The organism is Lacticaseibacillus mingshuiensis (assembly GCF_016861785.1).
Lineage (GTDB): Bacteria > Bacillota > Bacilli > Lactobacillales > Lactobacillaceae > Lacticaseibacillus > Lacticaseibacillus mingshuiensis.
Genome location: NZ_BOLS01000010.1, coordinates 64,688 through 81,615, shown reverse-complemented (window position 1 = coordinate 81,615; position 16,928 = coordinate 64,688). Strand labels below are relative to the sequence as shown.

Here is a 16,928-nt window from a genome sequence, read left to right as displayed (position 1 = left end):
GTGGTGATCTGATTCGCGTCCATCTGCAGCTCAAGGGCACCAGCGGGACGCTCGACCGCAAGATCCATGGCAATGGGGGCATGGAGACCTTTACGATCGATACCGTCAAGCAAACGACGCCATTTAAGGGTCAAAAGGCCGTCGACTATCAGCTGGATAAAAAGACTCATGCGCTGACTGTGCAAGATAGCTCGACCAAACTGCAGACCGCCTGCGTCGACACCAAACAGGGCACTCTTTTCAAAAAACAGTCTCAACAACAAGCCGATAAGTGAGGGAAAACATAATGCACGAAGACATGCATGACGGCAGCTTGTATCTGCCGCGCGAGGACCTGCTGGCCGCGCAACGCGCCTGCCTGGAAAAACAATATGATTATAATCACAGTCGGCCCAGCGAAGTCGCCAAGCGTGCGCAGCTGCTGCAGGAGATGTTTGCCGAGATCGGGCCGAACTGCTACATTGAGCCGCCGCTTCATGCCAACTGGGCGGGCCATTTTGCCCATTTTGGCGACCACATCTACGCGAATTTCAATTTGACGCTGGTCGACGACACGCACATTTATGTCGGCGACAACACGATGTTTGGCCCGAATGTCACGATCGCGACCGGCGCGCACCCCATTTTGCCTGCCCTGCGTCGCCGTGAGTACCAGTTCAATCAGGCGGTGCATATCGGGGAAAATTGTTGGTTTGGCAGCGGCGCGATCGTGCTCCCTGGCATCACGATCGGCAACAATGTCGTGGTCGGAGCCGGCAGTGTCGTCACCCACGACCTACCGGACAATGTGGTGGCGGTCGGCAACCCGGCGCGGGTGTTGCGGCCGATCAACGACCATGACAAGGAATTTTATTTTAAGGACAGGCAGATCGACTGGGACCAGATCGATTAAAAAGGTTGCGGCGATTCTTGGCTTGCATAGAAAAAGACGTTGCGGCTTTTCTCAGCTTGCAACGTCTTTTTGAGTTGCCTGGTGACCTGGCCCGTCAGTGGTGCTGATACGCACCCCACAACCCGTTCAACGCATCGACTAGCATGATCGCCGCCATCAAGATCATCGCGGCCATATTGTGCATCGTCAGGACTAACCCGATCAAGATGACGTTCGCGATGACGATCAACCACGCGAGCGTTTTTGGCATTGTTCCCATATGGACCCCTCCATTTCTGCTTTCAGAAAAAGTGTACCACTTTGCCCACGGCGCGAATAAGGAATGCCTAAAAAATAATCTTCCGTCCCTGCATCAAGGTGGTAAACTAGAACTGGTACAAAGTAAAAGGAGGGCAATAGCATGAGCAAAGTCTACTCGGATTACTTTTTTGACGAACCGGCCTTTAACACCCACGATGGCGGTTATGTGCCGCTTGAGGTCGCAGCGGCGCCGGCGCGGCCGCTGGCGATTCCGCCGCTATTGAAGCCGGACAAGGAAACGGCGACGGATCTGTATTACACGGTCACCGCCCAAGCCGGCGAGACGCAGATCTTGCCTGGGGCTAAGACGAAGACCTGGGGCTACAACGCCAGCGTGTTGGGCCAGACCATCGTTTTTCCAGTTGGCAAACATATCCATGTGCATCTGCAAAATCATCTCAAGGAACTGACCACCTTCCACTGGCACGGGCTGGCGGTCACGGGACCTTATGTGGATGGCGGGTGCCACGCGCCTGTTTACCCGGGCGAAACCTCTGACATCGACTTTACGTTGGATCAACCGGCGGCGACCACTTGGCTGCACGCCCATCCGTGTCCGAGCACGGCCGAGCAGGTCTGGCACGGGTTGGCCACCTTGGCGCTGGTCACCGACGACCACATCAACAGCCTGCCGCTGCCGCATGACTATGGCGTCAATGATATTCCGCTGGTGCTTCAGGACCGCCGTTTCCACGAAAATAATCAGTGGGATTACCGCGCGGATTACGATCCGGATGGGGTGCAGGGGCCGACTGCGTTGATCAATGGCACGGTCAATCCGTATTTTGATGTGACGACGCAGAAATTGCGGCTACGCATTCTCGATGGGGCCAACCGGCGTGAATGGCGTCTGCATTTTTCCGATGACCTGCCATTCACGCAGATCGCGGGGGATTCAAGCTTGCTGGCGCATCCGGTGACGTTGACGCACCTGATGATGACCTGTGCCGAGCGCGCCGAGGTGATCGTCGATTTCAAGGACTACAAGGAAGGCGACACCGTCACCCTATTTTCCGATGACGTGCCGATCGTGTCGTTCCGCATTCATGTGTTTGCGCCGGATGACACGACCTTGCCCGCGGACCTGCTGGATGTGCAGGCGCCGTTGCCGGATCCGGCGATGCCTGTGCGCAAGGTCGTGATGAGCGGCATGGACGAGGCGGTCGCAATCGACGGCAAGAAGTTCAACATGCAGCGCATCGACGCCACCCAGCAGATGGGGCAGGCCCAGTATTGGGATGTGACAAACACCAACACGATGCACGGCGGCATGGTGCATCCGTTCCACGTGCATGGGACGCAATTCCTGGTGGTCAGCCGCAACGGCCACGCGCCGTATCCAAACGAGACCGGCTTTAAAGATACGGTCGGCGTCAATCCGGGCGAAACGGTCCGCCTGCTGGTGCGCTTTGATCTTCCTGGTGTTTACATGTATCACTGCCACATCATTGAGCATGAAGACGGTGGAATGATGGCCCAGATTCAGGTCATTGATCCAGCCGAGCCGAACAAGACGTACAAGCTGATGGATATGGACACCCTCGTCCACGCCTTTGCGGAGGAGCGCGGCATCAAGCCTGAGGACCTCTGGATGGCGGGGATGGATTCGTATATGAAAATGGGCATGAAGATGTAAGTCACGTGGTAGGGAAAAAGCGGCTGAGGAGGCCGCTTTTTTTGTGGACGGAGGCGGCGTGGCAAGCTGCGCTCAGATGGACTGTCCGCGCCTTTTCCTTCGGGTGAAAAAGTTATTTAAAATAAATATATCGGCCGCTGACAAGACAGCAATGGAAATGCCTTTGTGACGCGCTTTTTACGCGTTTAAATTGTCAGCAAATAAAGTTGACAAAACCGTTTACACTGGAGTATATTAATCGACAGTTGAAGGGGTATCTGGCGTGGCCACACAGATTGCTTTCCTCCGAGACGGCGTGCCCGGCGAGGGAGTCCACCCCCGTCGCAAACCTAGAGCAGCCGCTATGAAGGGCACCCGAGTCAGTGGTGTCATAAATTAGGCGAGAGGGCGTACCACCAGCACCACCGTTGTCCGGCAGCAAAAATCGCACCTTGATCGAGCTGCCACGTTGAAAATCTGATCCCGCTAAGCCCCGCGGCAAGGCGCCCTCAGTCTCCTAATTGAAAAGCTTCAATGCACACTGGCCATGGCTGAAAAGACACGTCGACCGGTGTGTTTGTCGTACATAGGGGCCGAATCTTTTTTTTCGATTCTGATTTTTTGAAAATTGGAAGGTCGTACATGGTGTTTACGATATTTGCTAGTGGTTGGATGCGAAAAAGGGGTGCAGGCAAGTTCGTCTGCACCCCTTTTTTGCGTGATCGATCTCACCGTGGCATGGTGCTAATCGCGAACGACCAAGACGGAGCAAGGGGCGTATTTCGCCATGTAGGCCGCCTGGCTGCCAAAATGCTTGGCGATGCCGGTCTTGGCGGCCGCGCCGATCACGAGTAGGTCCGGCGAAACGGCGGGGATGATCGTTTTGACGATTGTTTCGCCTGCGTCGCCTTCACCGATCACCGCACGGACGGATTTGATGCCGGCTTTTTCGGCCAGGGCGACATACTCTTTCAAGTGGGTCTCAAGTTCTTCGCGCTCACCATGGACATAATCCTTGGTGAGGGCTTCATACACGTTCATTTCGCCGGATTCGAGAATTGTGGTGATGATGAGGCTCGCCTCGTCGACGCGGGCGCGGTGAATCGCGTAACGGAACGCAGCCAGTGCGTCCTGCGAGTCATCGACCCCGACGAGGATGGTCCTAAAATCTTCTGCCATCGTACTTCTCCTCCTTATTTTGCGCGGCGGGCCTGATCTTCCTTCAGCTCCGTTGCGCGTTGCTCAGCTAGGGACATGTTGAATTCCTTGTCGGCGCGGTACATATCGATGATCGTCCAGGCCAACAAGGCGATGATCAAAACGATTGCGATGTAAGCCACAATATGCGCTTGCGTCGCCAGTGACGGGGAAACGAAATCTGCAAAGGCATCCGGCAGGTTCAGCATATTCAGGAAGGTCAGGCCGATGACTGAGATCCAGCCCAGAATCTTGACCCACATCACATTTTTGAACCGGTCGCCCATTTCGGTCGCGTTGTCGGTCATCAAGAGCAGCGGCAACATGGAAAATGGCAAGGCGAAGGCCAGGAACACTTGTGAGTTGTTCATCAAGGTGTTGAGGGCCTCGTGCTGCTGGACTTCTGATTGCCGACTGGTCATGGCCACGCAGACCAGGACTGGGATCACGGAGATCAACCGGGTGACGAGCCGCCGTGCCCACAGCGGCATCTTCATGTGAATGAACCCTTCCATGATGACTTGGCCGGTCAGGGTGCCGGTGATGGTGGAGTTTTGGCCAGAGGCGAGTAAGGCGACCGCAAACAGCACGGACAGGACCCCGGACTTGGCGACGCTGATCAAGATGCCGTTAGACAGGGTCGAGGTGTCAGAAAGCGCCTGGAACAGCCCGAAGAACGATGGATCCTTCACGGCGCCTGTTTTGAAAACAGCGACGCCCATGATCAACAGCAGTGAGTTGACGAAAAACGCGCAGGTCAACTGAATGTTGGAATCCCAAGCGGAAAAACGGACGGCCGTTGCGACGTCTTCTTCGTCGTTGTGGTCGATCTTGCGCGTCTGGGAGATCGCAGAGTGCAAGTACAGGTTATGGGGCATGACCGTTGCCCCGATGATGCCCAACGCACCATTCAAGGGGGTCATGCCGCCCACTGATGGGCTCGTTGCGAATGTTTTTGCCGACGGGACCAAACCGTACAGGACGGCGGACCAATCTGGGCGAGACAGCGCGACTTGGTAAACGAAAACAAAGAGGATCACGAGAATCAGGCAGACCACGATCGCTTCGATCTTGCGGAACCCGATACGTGTCAAAAGCAATAATAGCAAGACGTCAAATACAGTGATGAAGACCGCGATAACTAGCGGAATGTGGAACAGCAGGTACAGTGCGATGGCCGCGCCGATGACTTCCGCAATATCCGTGGCCATGATGGCGAGTTCTGTCATGATCCATAACACAATGCCGAGCGTTTTACTCGTCCTAGCGCGAATCGCCTGGGCGAGGTCCATTTGGGTCACGATGCCAAGTTTCGCCGCCATGTATTGAAGCAACATCGCGATCAAACTTGACATTAAAATCACTGACATCAGGAGATACTGGAAGTTTTGCCCACCGGTGATACTGGTCGACCAGTTGCCTGGATCCATATAACCGACGGCAACCAAAGCCCCGGGACCTGAATAAGCAAATAAGGTACGCCAAAACCCTTTACCATGGGGAACTTCAACGGTGCCGTTGATCTCCTCCAGCGAGGGGCCGTTCGCGTACTCGATCAATTTGTGTCGAGGCGCCTGCTCCGTGCGTGGTGTTTCTTTCATTTTGTCCCTTCCTTTCTGAAACCACCACTCAGTATACGACCGATGTCTTGAATGTAAAGTAAAAATTTAGGATTCCCTAAGATGATAATTGAAGCGACGGGCGCCTATTGTTCGGCAAAAGGGAAAAATAAAAGCACACAACCAAATGACGGTTATGTGCTGGCTAACAAAACTTTCCTGGGGTAAAAGAGGCGTTTTCATGAGGCGGTTGGGCAGACGGTTACGAGGAACCTTTGTTATTTTTAAGGCAATAACGGAAACTTGCGGCGAATTTGCTCGTTCGCGAGCTCACTCGCAAGAAGCCCTGTTGGCCTAGTTATGATGGATAAGATGCTCTCTTGCGTATGCCAACATGGATCGCAATAACGGAAACTTGCTACGTATCTGCTCGTTCGCGAGCTCACTCGCAAGAAGCCCTGTTGGCCTAGTTATGTTGGATTAGATTTTCTCTTGCGTATGCCAACATGGGCCAAAATAACGGAAACTTGCGGCGAATTTGCTCGTTCGCAGGCTCACTCGCAAGAAGCCCTGTTGGCCTAGTTATGTTGGATTAGATTTTCTCTTGCGAATGCCAACATGGGCCAAAATAACGGAAACTTGCGGCGAATTTGCTCGTTCGCAGGCTCACTCGCAAGAAGCCATGTTGGCCTAGTTATGTTTGATAAGATGCTCTCTTGCGAATGCCAACATGGCTTCTTGCTGCCAGTTCAGGAGGGGTGGGAGTTGGTCGAGTGGCCAATAGGCGAGGCCTTCTGTTTCGTCTGTCACGTGGTCTAGCAGGTGGCCGCCGATCGGTTCGCATAAAAAGAGCTGGGTAATGCATTGGGCCACGTCGCCGTTTGGGTAATGGACGTCGCCTTCATCGAACAGGTGCAGTGGGCGAATAATGCGGACGTCCAAGCCGCTGTCTTCTTTCATCTCGCGGATGCAGGCTTTTGCGAAGGTCTCGCCATATTCGAGGTACCCGCCCGGTAAACTCCAGTTGTGGGTGTCGGTGCGCAGGTTGAGCAGTACCTCGTTTTTGTCGTTCAAGATCAGGCCGGCGCTGGTGTTGAGGATGATCGGCATATGTCCGACCAAGCTGCGAATTTTTTTGATATAGCCGTATGTCATGAGGCCACCTCCTTGCCTGATTCTAGCCGCGCCAAGGGAAAAAAGCGAGTATCTATAATTTGACCACAGAATCCTTGAGTGCCTCACTGGCTTTTCCTACCCGAACCGGTACACTAAAGTTGAAGGAATCTGGAGGTATCTTGAGGAGGGCGTGTCATGGCAGAAAAGCAACGTGGTGGCAACTCGCCGCTTGAGCAAGTCGGCCGCAGTCTCGGTGGTCTTGGGGCAGGACCAACGCAGCGAAGCAATCTTGCGAAGGCGCGACTCGAAACGGACAAAAAGCAGACGGCGGTGCCCACCGATTTTCACCTGCCGGAGATGCGACCGCCGAAAAAGCAGTGGAAATACCGGCGGCCGGTGTGGGTGATCGGCATCGCGTTGGCACTTGTCATTGCGGCGGCAGTGGCTTGGCATAACCTGACTGTTTCGCCGATGGTTGGCTTGACGGACCCGAAGCAGTATTGGTTTGAATACACCCAGTCCGCGCTGACGCAGCCGTCCTCCAAATTCGAGGCGGAAAACGTGCTGCCGCTGTTTGACGACGCGCACCCGAGCAAGCGCACCAAAGCCGCCGCGGCCAGTGTCCGGTTCAACAAGGGCCACACCGGCGTCCGCGTCGGCACGGATGGCACGCAGACCTTTACCTGGACCTATGCGCCGAACAAGCTCATGGTCAAGTTCAAGGGCCAACCGGCGGCGCATTGGGGACTGGCCAAGGTGACTAACAATTTAGAGAAACAGAAGTATACGGGATTTTCCGTCAGCGTGGATGGCGGTGGCACGGCATTTTACCTGTTGCGCAAGCGCTGAGCGGACGCATTTCCCGGGAAATAGAAATGAGATGAGTCGATGGCAGAAGATGAAAACGAGCGCCGCGATGCGCAGCGCCAGCAGCCAACTGGGATGCAGCGGCTGGGCAAGGCGATGGGCAACATGTCGACCGGCCTGCATGATGACAAACAGGCGGTGGCCCAAGAGGAAGATAAGCCAAATATTTATATTCCAAACACGATGGACATCGAGCGGCCCCAGATCGCGCCGCCCAAGACGCCGTGGAAGTACTGGAAATTGGCGATTCGGCTGGGTATTGTGGCCGTATTATTGCTGGCGTTTGGTGGGTTCTGGCTCTATGTCCGGCGCTCGCCGATGAAGCCGCTGACGAATTCTGCATACACCTGGTATCAATATGCAGGGTCGGCGCTGCCGGAAGGGGACCAAAGCAACATGACCACCCAGCCGGATCGCCCGCCGCTGCCAAAGCCGCAAGCCCAGGTCGTTTTCAAAGCGGACCACACTGGCTCGCTTCAAGATCGAAAGACCGGCGATAAACAGACCTTCACCTGGACCTATTCCGCGAACAATTTACGGGTGAACCTCGCTAAGGCGGGGCCTGAGCGCTGGACGCTGGCTTGGGTCACGACCAACGCGGGTAGCCACAAGTACAAAGGGTTTCGCGTCGTGTTGCCAAGCGGGAAGAAGTTCTACATTTTGCGTCGCGCCTGACCGGGTCAGTCGGCGCCGGCAGTCCTGGTTAGCCGCGATTCGCCTTGGAAAGCGTATTCATCGGTCAAAATACTTCCAATTCGGCCGATTTTCTGTCATGATGTTTGCTGTCAAGACACCTCGGCTGCAGCTGAGGAATACAGGAGGCGTTTGTTCATGAAAAAAAGTTGGATTCTCAAGGCAGCCGGGGTGGCGGCCATGGCATTACTGCTGGTCGGCTGCGGCAAAAGCGCAACGACCACAAACACAAAGAAGGCGGCAGAGCCTGTCAAGATCACCTATTGGCACCGCATGACCGGGTCCTACAAGACCGCGCTGGATCACTTGATCAAGCAGTTCAATGATTCTCAGAAACAATACAAGGTGGTCGGTGTTTCTCAGGGCAGCTATGATGCGCTTCAGCAAAAGATCATGGCGGCGGCGAAGTCCAAGACCCTGCCAACGCTGTCCCAGACGCCGTACACGAACATCGGCGATTATGTTAAAAATGATTTTCTGATTCCGTTTGACGATCAGATGCTGAACGGCGATAACAAGTTATCGGCGGCACAGCTGGCTGACATTTACCCGAGCTTCCTTGAAAGTGGCAAGTACCAGGGCAAATATTACGGGCTACCATTTTCCGTGTCCACCAGCATCCTTTTTTACAATAAGGACCTGATGACCAAGTACAATGTGCAGTTGCCGAAGACTTGGGATGATGTCGCAACGGCGGGCAAGATCCTCAAGCCGCAGAAGCTGACGGCGATGGCGCTGGACAATTCATACGACGTGACGCTGGAAAGCATGGCGCAACAAGCCGGCCATCAGCTGATCACCAAGGATCTGAAGGCCAACCTCAATGCGCCGACAACGCTGGCGGCGGTCAACAAACTGCTGACGCTGCGCAAGGACGGGTATCTTCAAACGGCCGGCCAGGATTGGTATTTCGACGTGGCCCTGATCAACAAGAAGGCGGTCTTTGGCGTCGGCTCGTCTGCGTCCATTCCGGACATGGCCCAGCACGCACCGAAGGATATGAACTGGGGCACCGCCACGATTCCGAGCTATAACGGCAACACTGGCACGCCGCTGAACGGCAATGACAACGTGATGTTCAAGGGTGCGACCAAGGCCCAACAAGCCGGCGCCTGGGCGTTCAACAAGTTCTTGCTGAAGGCCGAAAGCACCGCGTACTGGGCGGAAAAAACGGGCTACGTGCCGGTCACCAAGAGCGGTACTGACTCGCAGTCCTACCAGGATTATCTCAAGCAGAACCCAGCCTACCAAGCGGCGGTCGATGCGGTTCCAGCCAGCTTTGGCTCGACCATTTTTGCCGGCTACAATGATTACCGCAATCAGCTGATGAGTACCGTCGACCTCACACTGACCAAGAACAAGGATGGTAAGACGGCCTTCGATGAGCTCCAAGCGAAAACGGAGCCGATTCTGAAAGCCGCGAAGTAACACGACTCGAATCAAAGACCCGGCCTGCGCCGGTCGCTTCTCAAGGGAAGCGGCTGGACGTAAGACCGGGTCTTTTTTGGTTGGCGCGGTGGGTGAAGGCGAGGGGGCGAACTGCGCCCCAAGCGCCAGGAGAGGGGGCGAAGATCGTAGCGACCCTCCCGCGCACCGCCACACCCTATGCTTTCAGCACGTTATCGATTGCCTTCAGTTCGTCCTCTGTGAAGTCGAGGTGATCGAGCACTTTCAGGTTGTCTTCCAGTTGGGAGACTTTGGACGCGCCGATCAAGACGGTCATGACGGCCGGCTGTTGAAGGTCCCAAGCCAGCGCCATTTCGGCCAGGCTCTGGCGGCGCTGCTGGGCGATGGCGTTGAGCTGTTGAATCTTTGGCAGATGCGCCTTGACCTCTTTTTGCATCCAGTCGCCTTCGCGCACCGCGCGTGAGTCGTCCGGAATGCCATTGAGGTAGCGGCCGGTCAATTGCCCTTGGGCCAGCGGCGAGAAGACGATCGCCCCTGTGCCTTCTTTTTCAAGGAGGTCAAACAGGCCAGAGGTCGCCGGCTCCTGATGGAACATGTTATAGGCATCCTGATGAATGATGTACGGGGTCTTGAGCTCGCGGAAGATCTTGGTGATCGCCGCGGTCTCTTCGACGCCGTAGTTGGAAATGCCGATATACAGCGCCTTCCTTTGGCGAACGAGGTGATCGAGGGCTTCTGCGGTTTCCTCAAGCGGGGTATTCGGATCATAACGATGGGAATAAAAGATATCGAAATAATCCAGGCCGGTGCGGCGCAGGCTCTGGTCGGCGCTGGCGATGATGTATTTGCGCGAGCCATATTCGCCATAAGGGCCCGGCCACATGTAGAAGCCGGCTTTGCTGGACAAGACGAGCTCATCGCGATACGGTTTGAAGTCTTCCTTATAAAGCTGGCCAAAATTGGTCTCGGCGCTGCCGGCAGATGGGCCGTAGTTGTTGGCCATGTCAAAATGCGTGATGCCATGGTCAAAGGCATAGCGGAGCAAGGCGCGCTGATTGCTCAAGGCGTCGATGTCGCCAAAGTTGTGCCAGAGGCCAAGGGCAAGTGGGGCAAGGCGCAACCCGGAGCGGCCGACATGGTTGTATGGCAATTGTTCATAGCGATCACTCGCTGCAAGATATTGAGTCATATGATTATCCTTCCTATGTAAAAGTTGATTTCGTTTCCAACTAACTAGTTTACGCAACTTTGTCCGGCAAAGGCTCCCTCTTTTGCCTGGGGTCAAAATAAAATTGGTATATCCGTTTAGACAAGTGGTAAAAGCGGCCGGTTCGCCTTGCAATTTGAGGTGAGTCCGCTATCCTGTTAGAGGTTGAGAGCGCTATCACATTTGGTGCCGGGTAAGCACCATCGGAGGGGTATCTTGCTTAAAATATTGGCAGTTGGGAACAGTTTTTCAAACAACACGACGCATTATCTTTACCCGTTGGCCCAGGCCGCGGGCGTTGAGTTGAAGGTGGTGAATCTCTTTGTTGGCGGCTGTCCGCTTGAGCGGCACTGGCATAATATTCAGGCGGATAATGCTGAATATCGCTATGAGTTAAATGGTGATGACACGGATGAGGCCCATCTTGTCAGCATCGATCAGATCCTGCCGGAAGAGCGATGGGACCATATCTTTTCCCAGCAGGCGAGCGGCGACTCGGGGCTGCTGGATACTTACCAGCCTTATGCGGGATTGGTCTATGCCCATCTGCGGCAGGCACAGCCACAAGCGCATTTTTGGATGCAGGAGACCTGGGCCTATGATCGCGCCAGTGACCACCGCGATTTTGCCTTTTATCACCGCGACCAAGATGAGATGTTTGCGCAGCTGGTGGCGGCTTACACCCAGACCAGCCGGGAAGTCGGCGCGACGCTGTTGCCAACAGGGACACTGATTCAAAAAATGCGGGCGTTGCCGTTTTTTGCCACCCACCCGCTCAATGTTGAGGATGGCTATCATCTGAACGATTACGGGAAATATGGGGCGGCGCTGCTTTGGCTTCAGGCGTTGGCCGGGGTGCCTGCCGACCAGGTGCCAATGCCGGATGATGCGGCGCTGCGCCAGCTGGAGCCAGACATTTGCAAGCAGATCGCGCAGGTCGTCACTGCGCTGGAGGGATAAACATGAACCATCATTTTACGATCACTGGTTTTGCCGATGAGATCGGCCCAAGTTTGACCGAACAGATCGCGGTGCTCCAGGCAAATGGCATCAGCCACATCGAGATTCGCGGAATCGATGGCGAGAATGTCGCCGATTTTTCCGATGACCAGGCACGCGCCTATCACGACACACTCACCGCGGCCGGCATCCAGGTGTCCAGCCTGGGCTCGCCGATCGGGAAGATCACGATCACCGATGACTTTGCGCCGCATCTGGCCAAATTCAAGCACGTTCTGCACCTGGCCGCGCTGTTTGAGGCGCCATATGTGCGGCTGTTCAGTTTCTACGCCCCAGCCGGCGAACACATCGCCTCCTATCAGGCGGAAGTGATCGCGCGCTGGCAACAATTTGCGGCCGCCGCGAAAGCCTATCCGCAGATCATTCTGCTGCACGAGAACGAAAAAGAGATCTTCGGCGAGACACCGGAAGCGGAGCTGGCCCTGTTTGACGCGCTGGCGGATGACCAGGTCCAGACCGCATTTGATCCCGCCAATTTTGTCCAAGGCGGCGTCACCGTTTTTCCCCATGCCTATGACCTGCTGAAGGCTCACATCGCATACGTCCACATCAAGGACGCGATCGCCTCAGATGGCCATGTGGTGCCGGCCGGCTTCGGCGATGGCCAGGTAAAAAAGGTGCTCGCCGCGCTGGCCGCTGCAGATTATCACGGCTTCTTATCGCTAGAGCCTCATCTGGCCGAATTTGGCGGCTTTGCCGGCTTGGAACAAACGCGCGTATCGCTGCCGCCTGCTGCGCAAGGCGATGGGGCCCAGGCATTTTCCACGGCCGCCGCGGCGCTGCGTAAACTGCTGCAGGAACTTGACGAAGCGTGGCAGTGAGCCGCGAGGAGGTTAGATCAATGACACAAGTACGCTTTGGCATCATCGGCATCGGTAACATGGGTTCGGCGCATGCCACGTCGATCACCGGCGGGCAGGTGCCCGAATTGCAGCTGGTCGCGGTGGCGGATCGGCGGGCCAGTCGCAGGTAGTGGGCGGCTGAGACGCTGCCGGCTGATGTTACGGTTTTTGAAGAAGGCACGGACCTGATCGCCAGTGGGCTGGTCGATGCGGTCTTGATCGCGGTGCCGCATTATCAGCATCCCGAGCTGGCCGAAGATGCCTTTGCTCATGGCCTGCACGTGCTGTCGGAAAAGCCGGCCGGGGTCTATACCAAGCAGGTGCGCGAAGAAAATGCGGCGGCAGCCAAAAGCGGGTTGACGTTTGCCATGATGTTCAATCAGCGCACCAATAGCGTGTACCGCAAAATGCATGACATCGTGCAAGGCGGCGAATATGGCGCGATCATGCGCGTCAACTGGATCATCACGGATTGGTTCCGCACCCAAGCCTATTATGATTCCGGCGATTGGCGCGGCACCTGGAACGGCGAAGGCGGCGGGGTGCTTCTCAATCAGTGCCCCCATCAATTGGACTTGCTGCAGTGGATCTGCGGGATGCCGAGCGAGATTCAGGCCTTTGCCCAAAATGGCCACTGGCATGACATCGAAGTTGAAGATGACGTGACCGCTTATCTGAAATATCCAAACGGCGCGACCGGCGTGTTTGTGACGTCCACCGGGGATTATCCCGGCACCAACCGCTTCGAGGTGACCATGGAACGGGGCAAGATCGTCTGTGATGGCGGGCGTCTGACGCTTTTTCGCCTCGATGAAAATATCCGCGAGGTCTGCCAGCACAGTGAGCAGGCTTTTGCCCGGCCGGTCGTGCACGCGGAGCTGGTCGAGACCGATGGCAGTAATCCCCAACATGTCGGTATCCTGCGCAATTTCGGCCAGCACCTACTGACAGGCGCGCCGCTGATTGCTCGCGGGGAGGAAGGCATCAATGGCTTGACGGTGTCGAACATGATTCATCTCTCCTCCTGGCTTGGCCGACCGGTGACGGCGCCGATCGACGAGGACCTGTTTTTGGCTGAATTAAATAAGCGGCGCGCGGCCTCTCAGGCGAAAAAAACTGGCAGCGACGTTGCGATCGATCTGACGGATACCTATTAACGCGACGCCGGGCAAAAGGTGGCGCGTTGCCGCCAAAATGATGCCAGTCGCCTGGCGCCCCTTTCACGTTGGCCTGCAGACGCGTATGCTACAGAGGACGGCGTTGTGCCGTGATCTTGCGGAAAGTAGGCCTTCAATTTATGAATCAGACTTCGATCAAATTACCGCTGCCGGAGCTGCTCGGCTATTTTGCCTTATCGCTGGTCATCAATGCGCTCGGCAATGGCATCACGGTCGCGCTGAACCTCGGCTCAGCCTTGTGGACCGCCTCGGCGGTGAACATCAGCCACCTGTTACCGATCGACCTTGGCACCGTGATGATGGGGCTGGGCGGCCTGACGATCATCGCCAATGCGCTATTGCTCCGCAAATGGGAGTGGCGGCGGGTGCTCGGCAATTTGATCTTCATGTTGCCATTTTCCTATTTGGTTGGCGGCTTTTCGGCCCTAGTCGCCCGCCTGCCTTGGGGAAGTTTGCCACTGTGGGGGCGCATTTTGTTCGACCTGCTCGGCATCTGCCTGATCGCGATCGGCGTGTCGTTGTACCAGCGGGTGAATCTGATGCTGCATCCCAGCGACGATCTGATGCAGATCATTCGCTTCCACTTTTTCAAAGGCAGTGCGGTGCGCGCGCAGTTGGTGGCGTTCATGCCGCCGCTGACGTTGATCTTGATCTGCGTGGCGATCTCGCATCATATTTATGCGGTCAATATCGGGACGATCTTCTCGCTGGCGTTTTCAGGTAGCGTGGTCGGCTGGGCGGACACCCATATTTTTCCGCGGCTGAAACACCAGCGAATCTGAGTGCGCGGGCATTGGCGGATCGTGAGCAAACTTACAAAGGACAGCAAACAGGAACTGGGACAAAACTTTTGTTTTGTCCCAGTTCCTGTATAGTGCACTAATGTTACAGCAGTGTCGTGGGCCAAATGTCCGGGTCCGAGCAGCTAAGGTCCCAATCACCTGGTCCAAAGTTCGGACCTGGCGCTTGGAACACTTACCTGTCGGACCCAAAAGCGACATTTGTCCCACTTCCTGTTTGTGTCCTCACCCGCGGTCGCGGTAGGCCCGCGGGGTGCAGTGATAGGTGTCACGAAAATGCTCGTCAAATGCACGCATGCTGGTGAAGCCCGAGCTAAATGCGATCGTTTCGATGGCGTTGCCACTTGCTTTCAATTGCTGGGCGGCCCGCGCCAGGCGCAACTGGGTCAGATATTGCTGAAAGGTCAGCCCCATTTCCCGGGAAATAAGCCGGGAAAGGTAACTGGGATTGTAGCCCAACGCCCGCGCGGCGGCCGGCAGCGTGAGCGGCTCGGTGTAATGGCTGCCGAGATAATCGATGATCCGGCCAAGACGCTCGCTTCCCAGCGCAGGCGCGGCGACGAGCGATTGGTCTAGATAGGTGTCGCACAGCATCGCGATCAGCCCGCGCACCATCAGCGGCCGGTGCAGCAATCGGCTCATGGTCGGACGGTCGGTGAGGTCAACCAGGCCAAAGTCCAGTGCCGGGGTCTGGGCGTGGCGGTCGCCCAATGCGGCCATGAACGTCGGCACAACACTCGGGGCGAAGGTCAGACACTGATAATGACTGCGCGGTCCGCTTTGGTAGCCATGCAGTTGGTTAGGTAAAATCAGCGCTGCTTGACCGGCCTTAAGGAGGGTCTGCTGATGCGGCTCAAGCACCGTCAACGTCCCGACCTGAAGCAAGATCATTTCCAATGAGCGGTGAAAATGCAGCGGATAGCTGAAGTTATCAAACGCCATCACGCTGATGTGGTCATCGACGCCAAACCATTTCTTCTGATATTCCATCGAGCGCCACCTCCTTTAGTCGGGCTTCGGTGCGCATGGTCGAGACAGCTAGGTACGCCAAGCACTCGGTGGCAAGAAGCGCCACCAAGCGCTTGGCTAGCCTACCTGCTCGACCATAAACGCGCACCTGCGCACCCTTTGAGAATACAACGTAGGTAAAATTTGCGCCACTTTTTCGCAAGCAGTCACTATTGCCGGTGGGGGCAGCTTGCTATGATATGACTGAGAGCGCATTTTTCTAAGGAGGATTCTGATGACATCACTTGAGGCATTGCAACGCGCGTTTATCGATCAGCGCAACGGTATTTTCATCCATTTCAACAGCGGCACCACGCAGTATCATCAGTCCGATATTATCGACTGGGACTACGGGGTGACGGGCAAAAACGATCCGCGCCGGCATCCATTTGAGCCTGCGACCTGGAATCCCGATCGGCTGGATACGGCGCAGTGGGCCGCGGTGGCTAAGTCGGCTGGCGCGCGGTTTGCCGCGTTGACGACGAAGCATCACGAAGGCTTTTGTCTGTGGCCGACGCAGACCACGACGCACTGTGTATCCAGCGGCCAGGTGACAACGGATGTCGTGGCCAGCTACTTGAAGGATTTTCGGGCAGCTGGCATCGAGGCTGGGCTGTATTTTTCCATGCTGGACCTGCAGCACGACATCACCGCAACACACTGCACGCCGGCGGATAAGGCAATGATTCATGCCCAGCTGACGGAACTGCTGACAAATTATGGCGATATTCCGTTTTTGATCACGGATGGCTGGAATGCGCCGTGGGGTGGCCCGTCCTATCAAGACCTTCCGTTTGCCGAAGTCGATGGCTGGGTCAAAAGCCTCCAGCCGAACTGCCTGCTGATGAATATCGGCAGTGTGGACGATCTGTCGACCACGGACATTCTCTTTTTTGAAAATGCGGCGGGGCAGGAAACGGCGGCGTCATTCGCCGGCCCTGGAATCGCCTGCAATCTCTTTACCACCAGCTGGTTCTGGAAGGACCGCTATGCGATGGAGCCGTTGAAGTCGGTCGACTGGGCGCTGGGCCTGGCTGAGCAGTACAACCGGCAAAATGTGAACTTCATGCTCAATATCAATCCGGACGATCATGGTCAGGTGGCGCCCAACCTGGCAGCGCAACTGGCGGCATATGGTCAGCGCTATCAACAACCGGCGCCACTGACGGCATTGCCGGCGGGATGGCTGTGGCGTTAATAAGACATTGAAATAGCGGCGTGGTCACA

Annotated in this window: 18 protein-coding genes; 12 read left to right on the top strand and 6 right to left on the bottom strand. The window is 56.0% G+C overall.

All coding sequences use genetic code 11. From position 1 onward, the window contains the following. Nucleotides 1-80: 80 nt before the first annotated feature. A complete protein-coding gene (locus JUE67_RS07610; RefSeq protein WP_203626694.1) occupies nt 81-275 on the top strand; it encodes a hypothetical protein in 195 nt (64 codons plus the stop codon). Nucleotides 276-286: 11 nt separating this feature from the next. Next, complete coding sequence (locus tag JUE67_RS07605; protein ID WP_203626693.1) at nt 287-892, top strand: sugar O-acetyltransferase; 606 nt, start codon at nt 287-289, stop codon at nt 890-892. 94 nt (nt 893-986) lie between these two features. On the opposite strand, the gene JUE67_RS07600 is transcribed toward JUE67_RS07605, so the two are convergent. Then, nucleotides 987-1,151: a hypothetical protein gene (locus tag JUE67_RS07600; RefSeq protein WP_164510153.1), complete on the bottom strand. Its 165-nt coding sequence runs from the start codon at nt 1,149-1,151 to the stop codon at nt 987-989. Between the two features lie 141 nt (nt 1,152-1,292). Between JUE67_RS07600 and JUE67_RS07595 the strand changes: the two genes are divergently transcribed. After that, complete coding sequence (locus JUE67_RS07595; protein WP_203626692.1) at nt 1,293-2,828, top strand: multicopper oxidase family protein; 1,536 nt, start codon at nt 1,293-1,295, stop codon at nt 2,826-2,828. 723 nt (nt 2,829-3,551) lie between these two features. Here JUE67_RS07595 and JUE67_RS07590 read toward each other — a convergent pair. The 3 genes from JUE67_RS07590 to JUE67_RS07580 all read right to left on the bottom strand — a co-directional run bounded on the left by JUE67_RS07590 (nt 3,552) and on the right by JUE67_RS07580 (nt 6,718). Next, complete coding sequence (locus tag JUE67_RS07590) at nt 3,552-3,986, bottom strand: universal stress protein (protein WP_203626691.1); 435 nt, start codon at nt 3,984-3,986, stop codon at nt 3,552-3,554. Nucleotides 3,987-4,000: 14 nt separating this feature from the next. Next, nucleotides 4,001-5,605 carry an Nramp family divalent metal transporter gene (locus tag JUE67_RS07585; protein WP_203626690.1) on the bottom strand — a complete coding sequence of 535 codons (1,605 nt, stop codon included), beginning with the start codon at nt 5,603-5,605 and terminating at the stop codon, nt 4,001-4,003. Between the two features lie 648 nt (nt 5,606-6,253). After that, nucleotides 6,254-6,718 (bottom strand): NUDIX hydrolase, encoded by a 465-nt coding sequence (locus JUE67_RS07580; protein ID WP_203626689.1) that lies wholly within the window; start codon nt 6,716-6,718, stop codon nt 6,254-6,256. Nucleotides 6,719-6,874: 156 nt separating this feature from the next. Here JUE67_RS07580 and JUE67_RS07575 point away from each other — a divergent pair, with 156 nt between their 5' ends. The 3 genes from JUE67_RS07575 to JUE67_RS07565 all read left to right on the top strand — a co-directional run bounded on the left by JUE67_RS07575 (nt 6,875) and on the right by JUE67_RS07565 (nt 9,667). Continuing rightward, nucleotides 6,875-7,528 (top strand): hypothetical protein, encoded by a 654-nt coding sequence (locus tag JUE67_RS07575; RefSeq protein WP_203626688.1) that lies wholly within the window; start codon nt 6,875-6,877, stop codon nt 7,526-7,528. A gap of 39 nt (nt 7,529-7,567) precedes the next feature. After that, on the top strand, nt 7,568-8,221 hold the full coding sequence (locus JUE67_RS07570; protein WP_203626687.1) for a hypothetical protein: 654 nt from the start codon (nt 7,568-7,570) through the stop codon (nt 8,219-8,221). A 156-nt stretch (nt 8,222-8,377) separates the two neighbouring features. Beyond that, on the top strand, nt 8,378-9,667 hold the full coding sequence (locus tag JUE67_RS07565) for an ABC transporter substrate-binding protein (RefSeq protein ID WP_203626686.1): 1,290 nt from the start codon (nt 8,378-8,380) through the stop codon (nt 9,665-9,667). Between the two features lie 175 nt (nt 9,668-9,842). Here the strand turns inward: JUE67_RS07565 and JUE67_RS07560 are convergent, their stop codons facing one another. Next, on the bottom strand, nt 9,843-10,835 hold the full coding sequence (locus tag JUE67_RS07560; protein ID WP_203637109.1) for an aldo/keto reductase: 993 nt from the start codon (nt 10,833-10,835) through the stop codon (nt 9,843-9,845). A gap of 234 nt (nt 10,836-11,069) precedes the next feature. On the opposite strand from JUE67_RS07560, the gene JUE67_RS07555 reads away from it, so the two are divergent. The 5 genes from JUE67_RS07555 to JUE67_RS07540 all read left to right on the top strand — a co-directional run bounded on the left by JUE67_RS07555 (nt 11,070) and on the right by JUE67_RS07540 (nt 14,675). Then, nucleotides 11,070-11,813: a DUF4886 domain-containing protein gene (locus JUE67_RS07555; protein ID WP_203626684.1), complete on the top strand. Its 744-nt coding sequence runs from the start codon at nt 11,070-11,072 to the stop codon at nt 11,811-11,813. A 2-nt stretch (nt 11,814-11,815) separates the two neighbouring features. Further along, entirely contained in the window at nt 11,816-12,694 is an 879-nt protein-coding gene (locus tag JUE67_RS07550) for a sugar phosphate isomerase/epimerase family protein (RefSeq protein ID WP_203626683.1), read from the top strand. 20 nt (nt 12,695-12,714) lie between these two features. Next, nucleotides 12,715-12,846, top strand: coding sequence for a Gfo/Idh/MocA family oxidoreductase (locus JUE67_RS12695; RefSeq protein ID WP_225877901.1), 132 nt, complete (start codon nt 12,715-12,717; stop codon nt 12,844-12,846). Nucleotides 12,847-12,861: 15 nt separating this feature from the next. Further along, nucleotides 12,862-13,872, top strand: coding sequence for a Gfo/Idh/MocA family protein (locus JUE67_RS07545; protein WP_225877904.1), 1,011 nt, complete (start codon nt 12,862-12,864; stop codon nt 13,870-13,872). Between the two features lie 140 nt (nt 13,873-14,012). Continuing rightward, a complete protein-coding gene (locus tag JUE67_RS07540) occupies nt 14,013-14,675 on the top strand; it encodes a YczE/YyaS/YitT family protein (RefSeq protein ID WP_203626681.1) in 663 nt (220 codons plus the stop codon). 243 nt (nt 14,676-14,918) lie between these two features. On the opposite strand, the gene JUE67_RS07535 is transcribed toward JUE67_RS07540, so the two are convergent. Next, the gene (locus tag JUE67_RS07535; RefSeq protein WP_203626680.1) at nt 14,919-15,683 is read right to left on the bottom strand and encodes a helix-turn-helix transcriptional regulator; all 765 of its coding nucleotides are present in this window, start codon (nt 15,681-15,683) and stop codon (nt 14,919-14,921) included. A 253-nt stretch (nt 15,684-15,936) separates the two neighbouring features. Between JUE67_RS07535 and JUE67_RS07530 the strand changes: the two genes are divergently transcribed. Next, entirely contained in the window at nt 15,937-16,899 is a 963-nt protein-coding gene (locus JUE67_RS07530; protein WP_203626679.1) for an alpha-L-fucosidase, read from the top strand. Nucleotides 16,900-16,928 lie beyond the last annotated feature (29 nt).

Coding starts and splice junctions, on each gene's coding strand:
- JUE67_RS12695 (WP_225877901.1), top strand. CDS start 12,715: ATGACACAAGTACGCTTTGGCATCATCGGCATCGGTAACATGGGTTCG.
- JUE67_RS07560 (WP_203637109.1), bottom strand. CDS start 10,835: ATGACTCAATATCTTGCAGCGAGTGATCGCTATGAACAATTGCCATAC.
- JUE67_RS07530 (WP_203626679.1), top strand. CDS start 15,937: ATGACATCACTTGAGGCATTGCAACGCGCGTTTATCGATCAGCGCAAC.
- JUE67_RS07595 (WP_203626692.1), top strand. CDS start 1,293: ATGAGCAAAGTCTACTCGGATTACTTTTTTGACGAACCGGCCTTTAAC.
- JUE67_RS07540 (WP_203626681.1), top strand. CDS start 14,013: ATGAATCAGACTTCGATCAAATTACCGCTGCCGGAGCTGCTCGGCTAT.
- JUE67_RS07535 (WP_203626680.1), bottom strand. CDS start 15,683: ATGGAATATCAGAAGAAATGGTTTGGCGTCGATGACCACATCAGCGTG.
- JUE67_RS07590 (WP_203626691.1), bottom strand. CDS start 3,986: ATGGCAGAAGATTTTAGGACCATCCTCGTCGGGGTCGATGACTCGCAG.
- JUE67_RS07580 (WP_203626689.1), bottom strand. CDS start 6,718: ATGACATACGGCTATATCAAAAAAATTCGCAGCTTGGTCGGACATATG.
- JUE67_RS07600 (WP_164510153.1), bottom strand. CDS start 1,151: ATGGGAACAATGCCAAAAACGCTCGCGTGGTTGATCGTCATCGCGAAC.
- JUE67_RS07550 (WP_203626683.1), top strand. CDS start 11,816: ATGAACCATCATTTTACGATCACTGGTTTTGCCGATGAGATCGGCCCA.
- JUE67_RS07605 (WP_203626693.1), top strand. CDS start 287: ATGCACGAAGACATGCATGACGGCAGCTTGTATCTGCCGCGCGAGGAC.
- JUE67_RS07570 (WP_203626687.1), top strand. CDS start 7,568: ATGGCAGAAGATGAAAACGAGCGCCGCGATGCGCAGCGCCAGCAGCCA.
- JUE67_RS07565 (WP_203626686.1), top strand. CDS start 8,378: ATGAAAAAAAGTTGGATTCTCAAGGCAGCCGGGGTGGCGGCCATGGCA.
- JUE67_RS07585 (WP_203626690.1), bottom strand. CDS start 5,605: ATGAAAGAAACACCACGCACGGAGCAGGCGCCTCGACACAAATTGATC.
- JUE67_RS07575 (WP_203626688.1), top strand. CDS start 6,875: ATGGCAGAAAAGCAACGTGGTGGCAACTCGCCGCTTGAGCAAGTCGGC.
- JUE67_RS07610 (WP_203626694.1), top strand. CDS start 81: ATGGAGACCTTTACGATCGATACCGTCAAGCAAACGACGCCATTTAAG.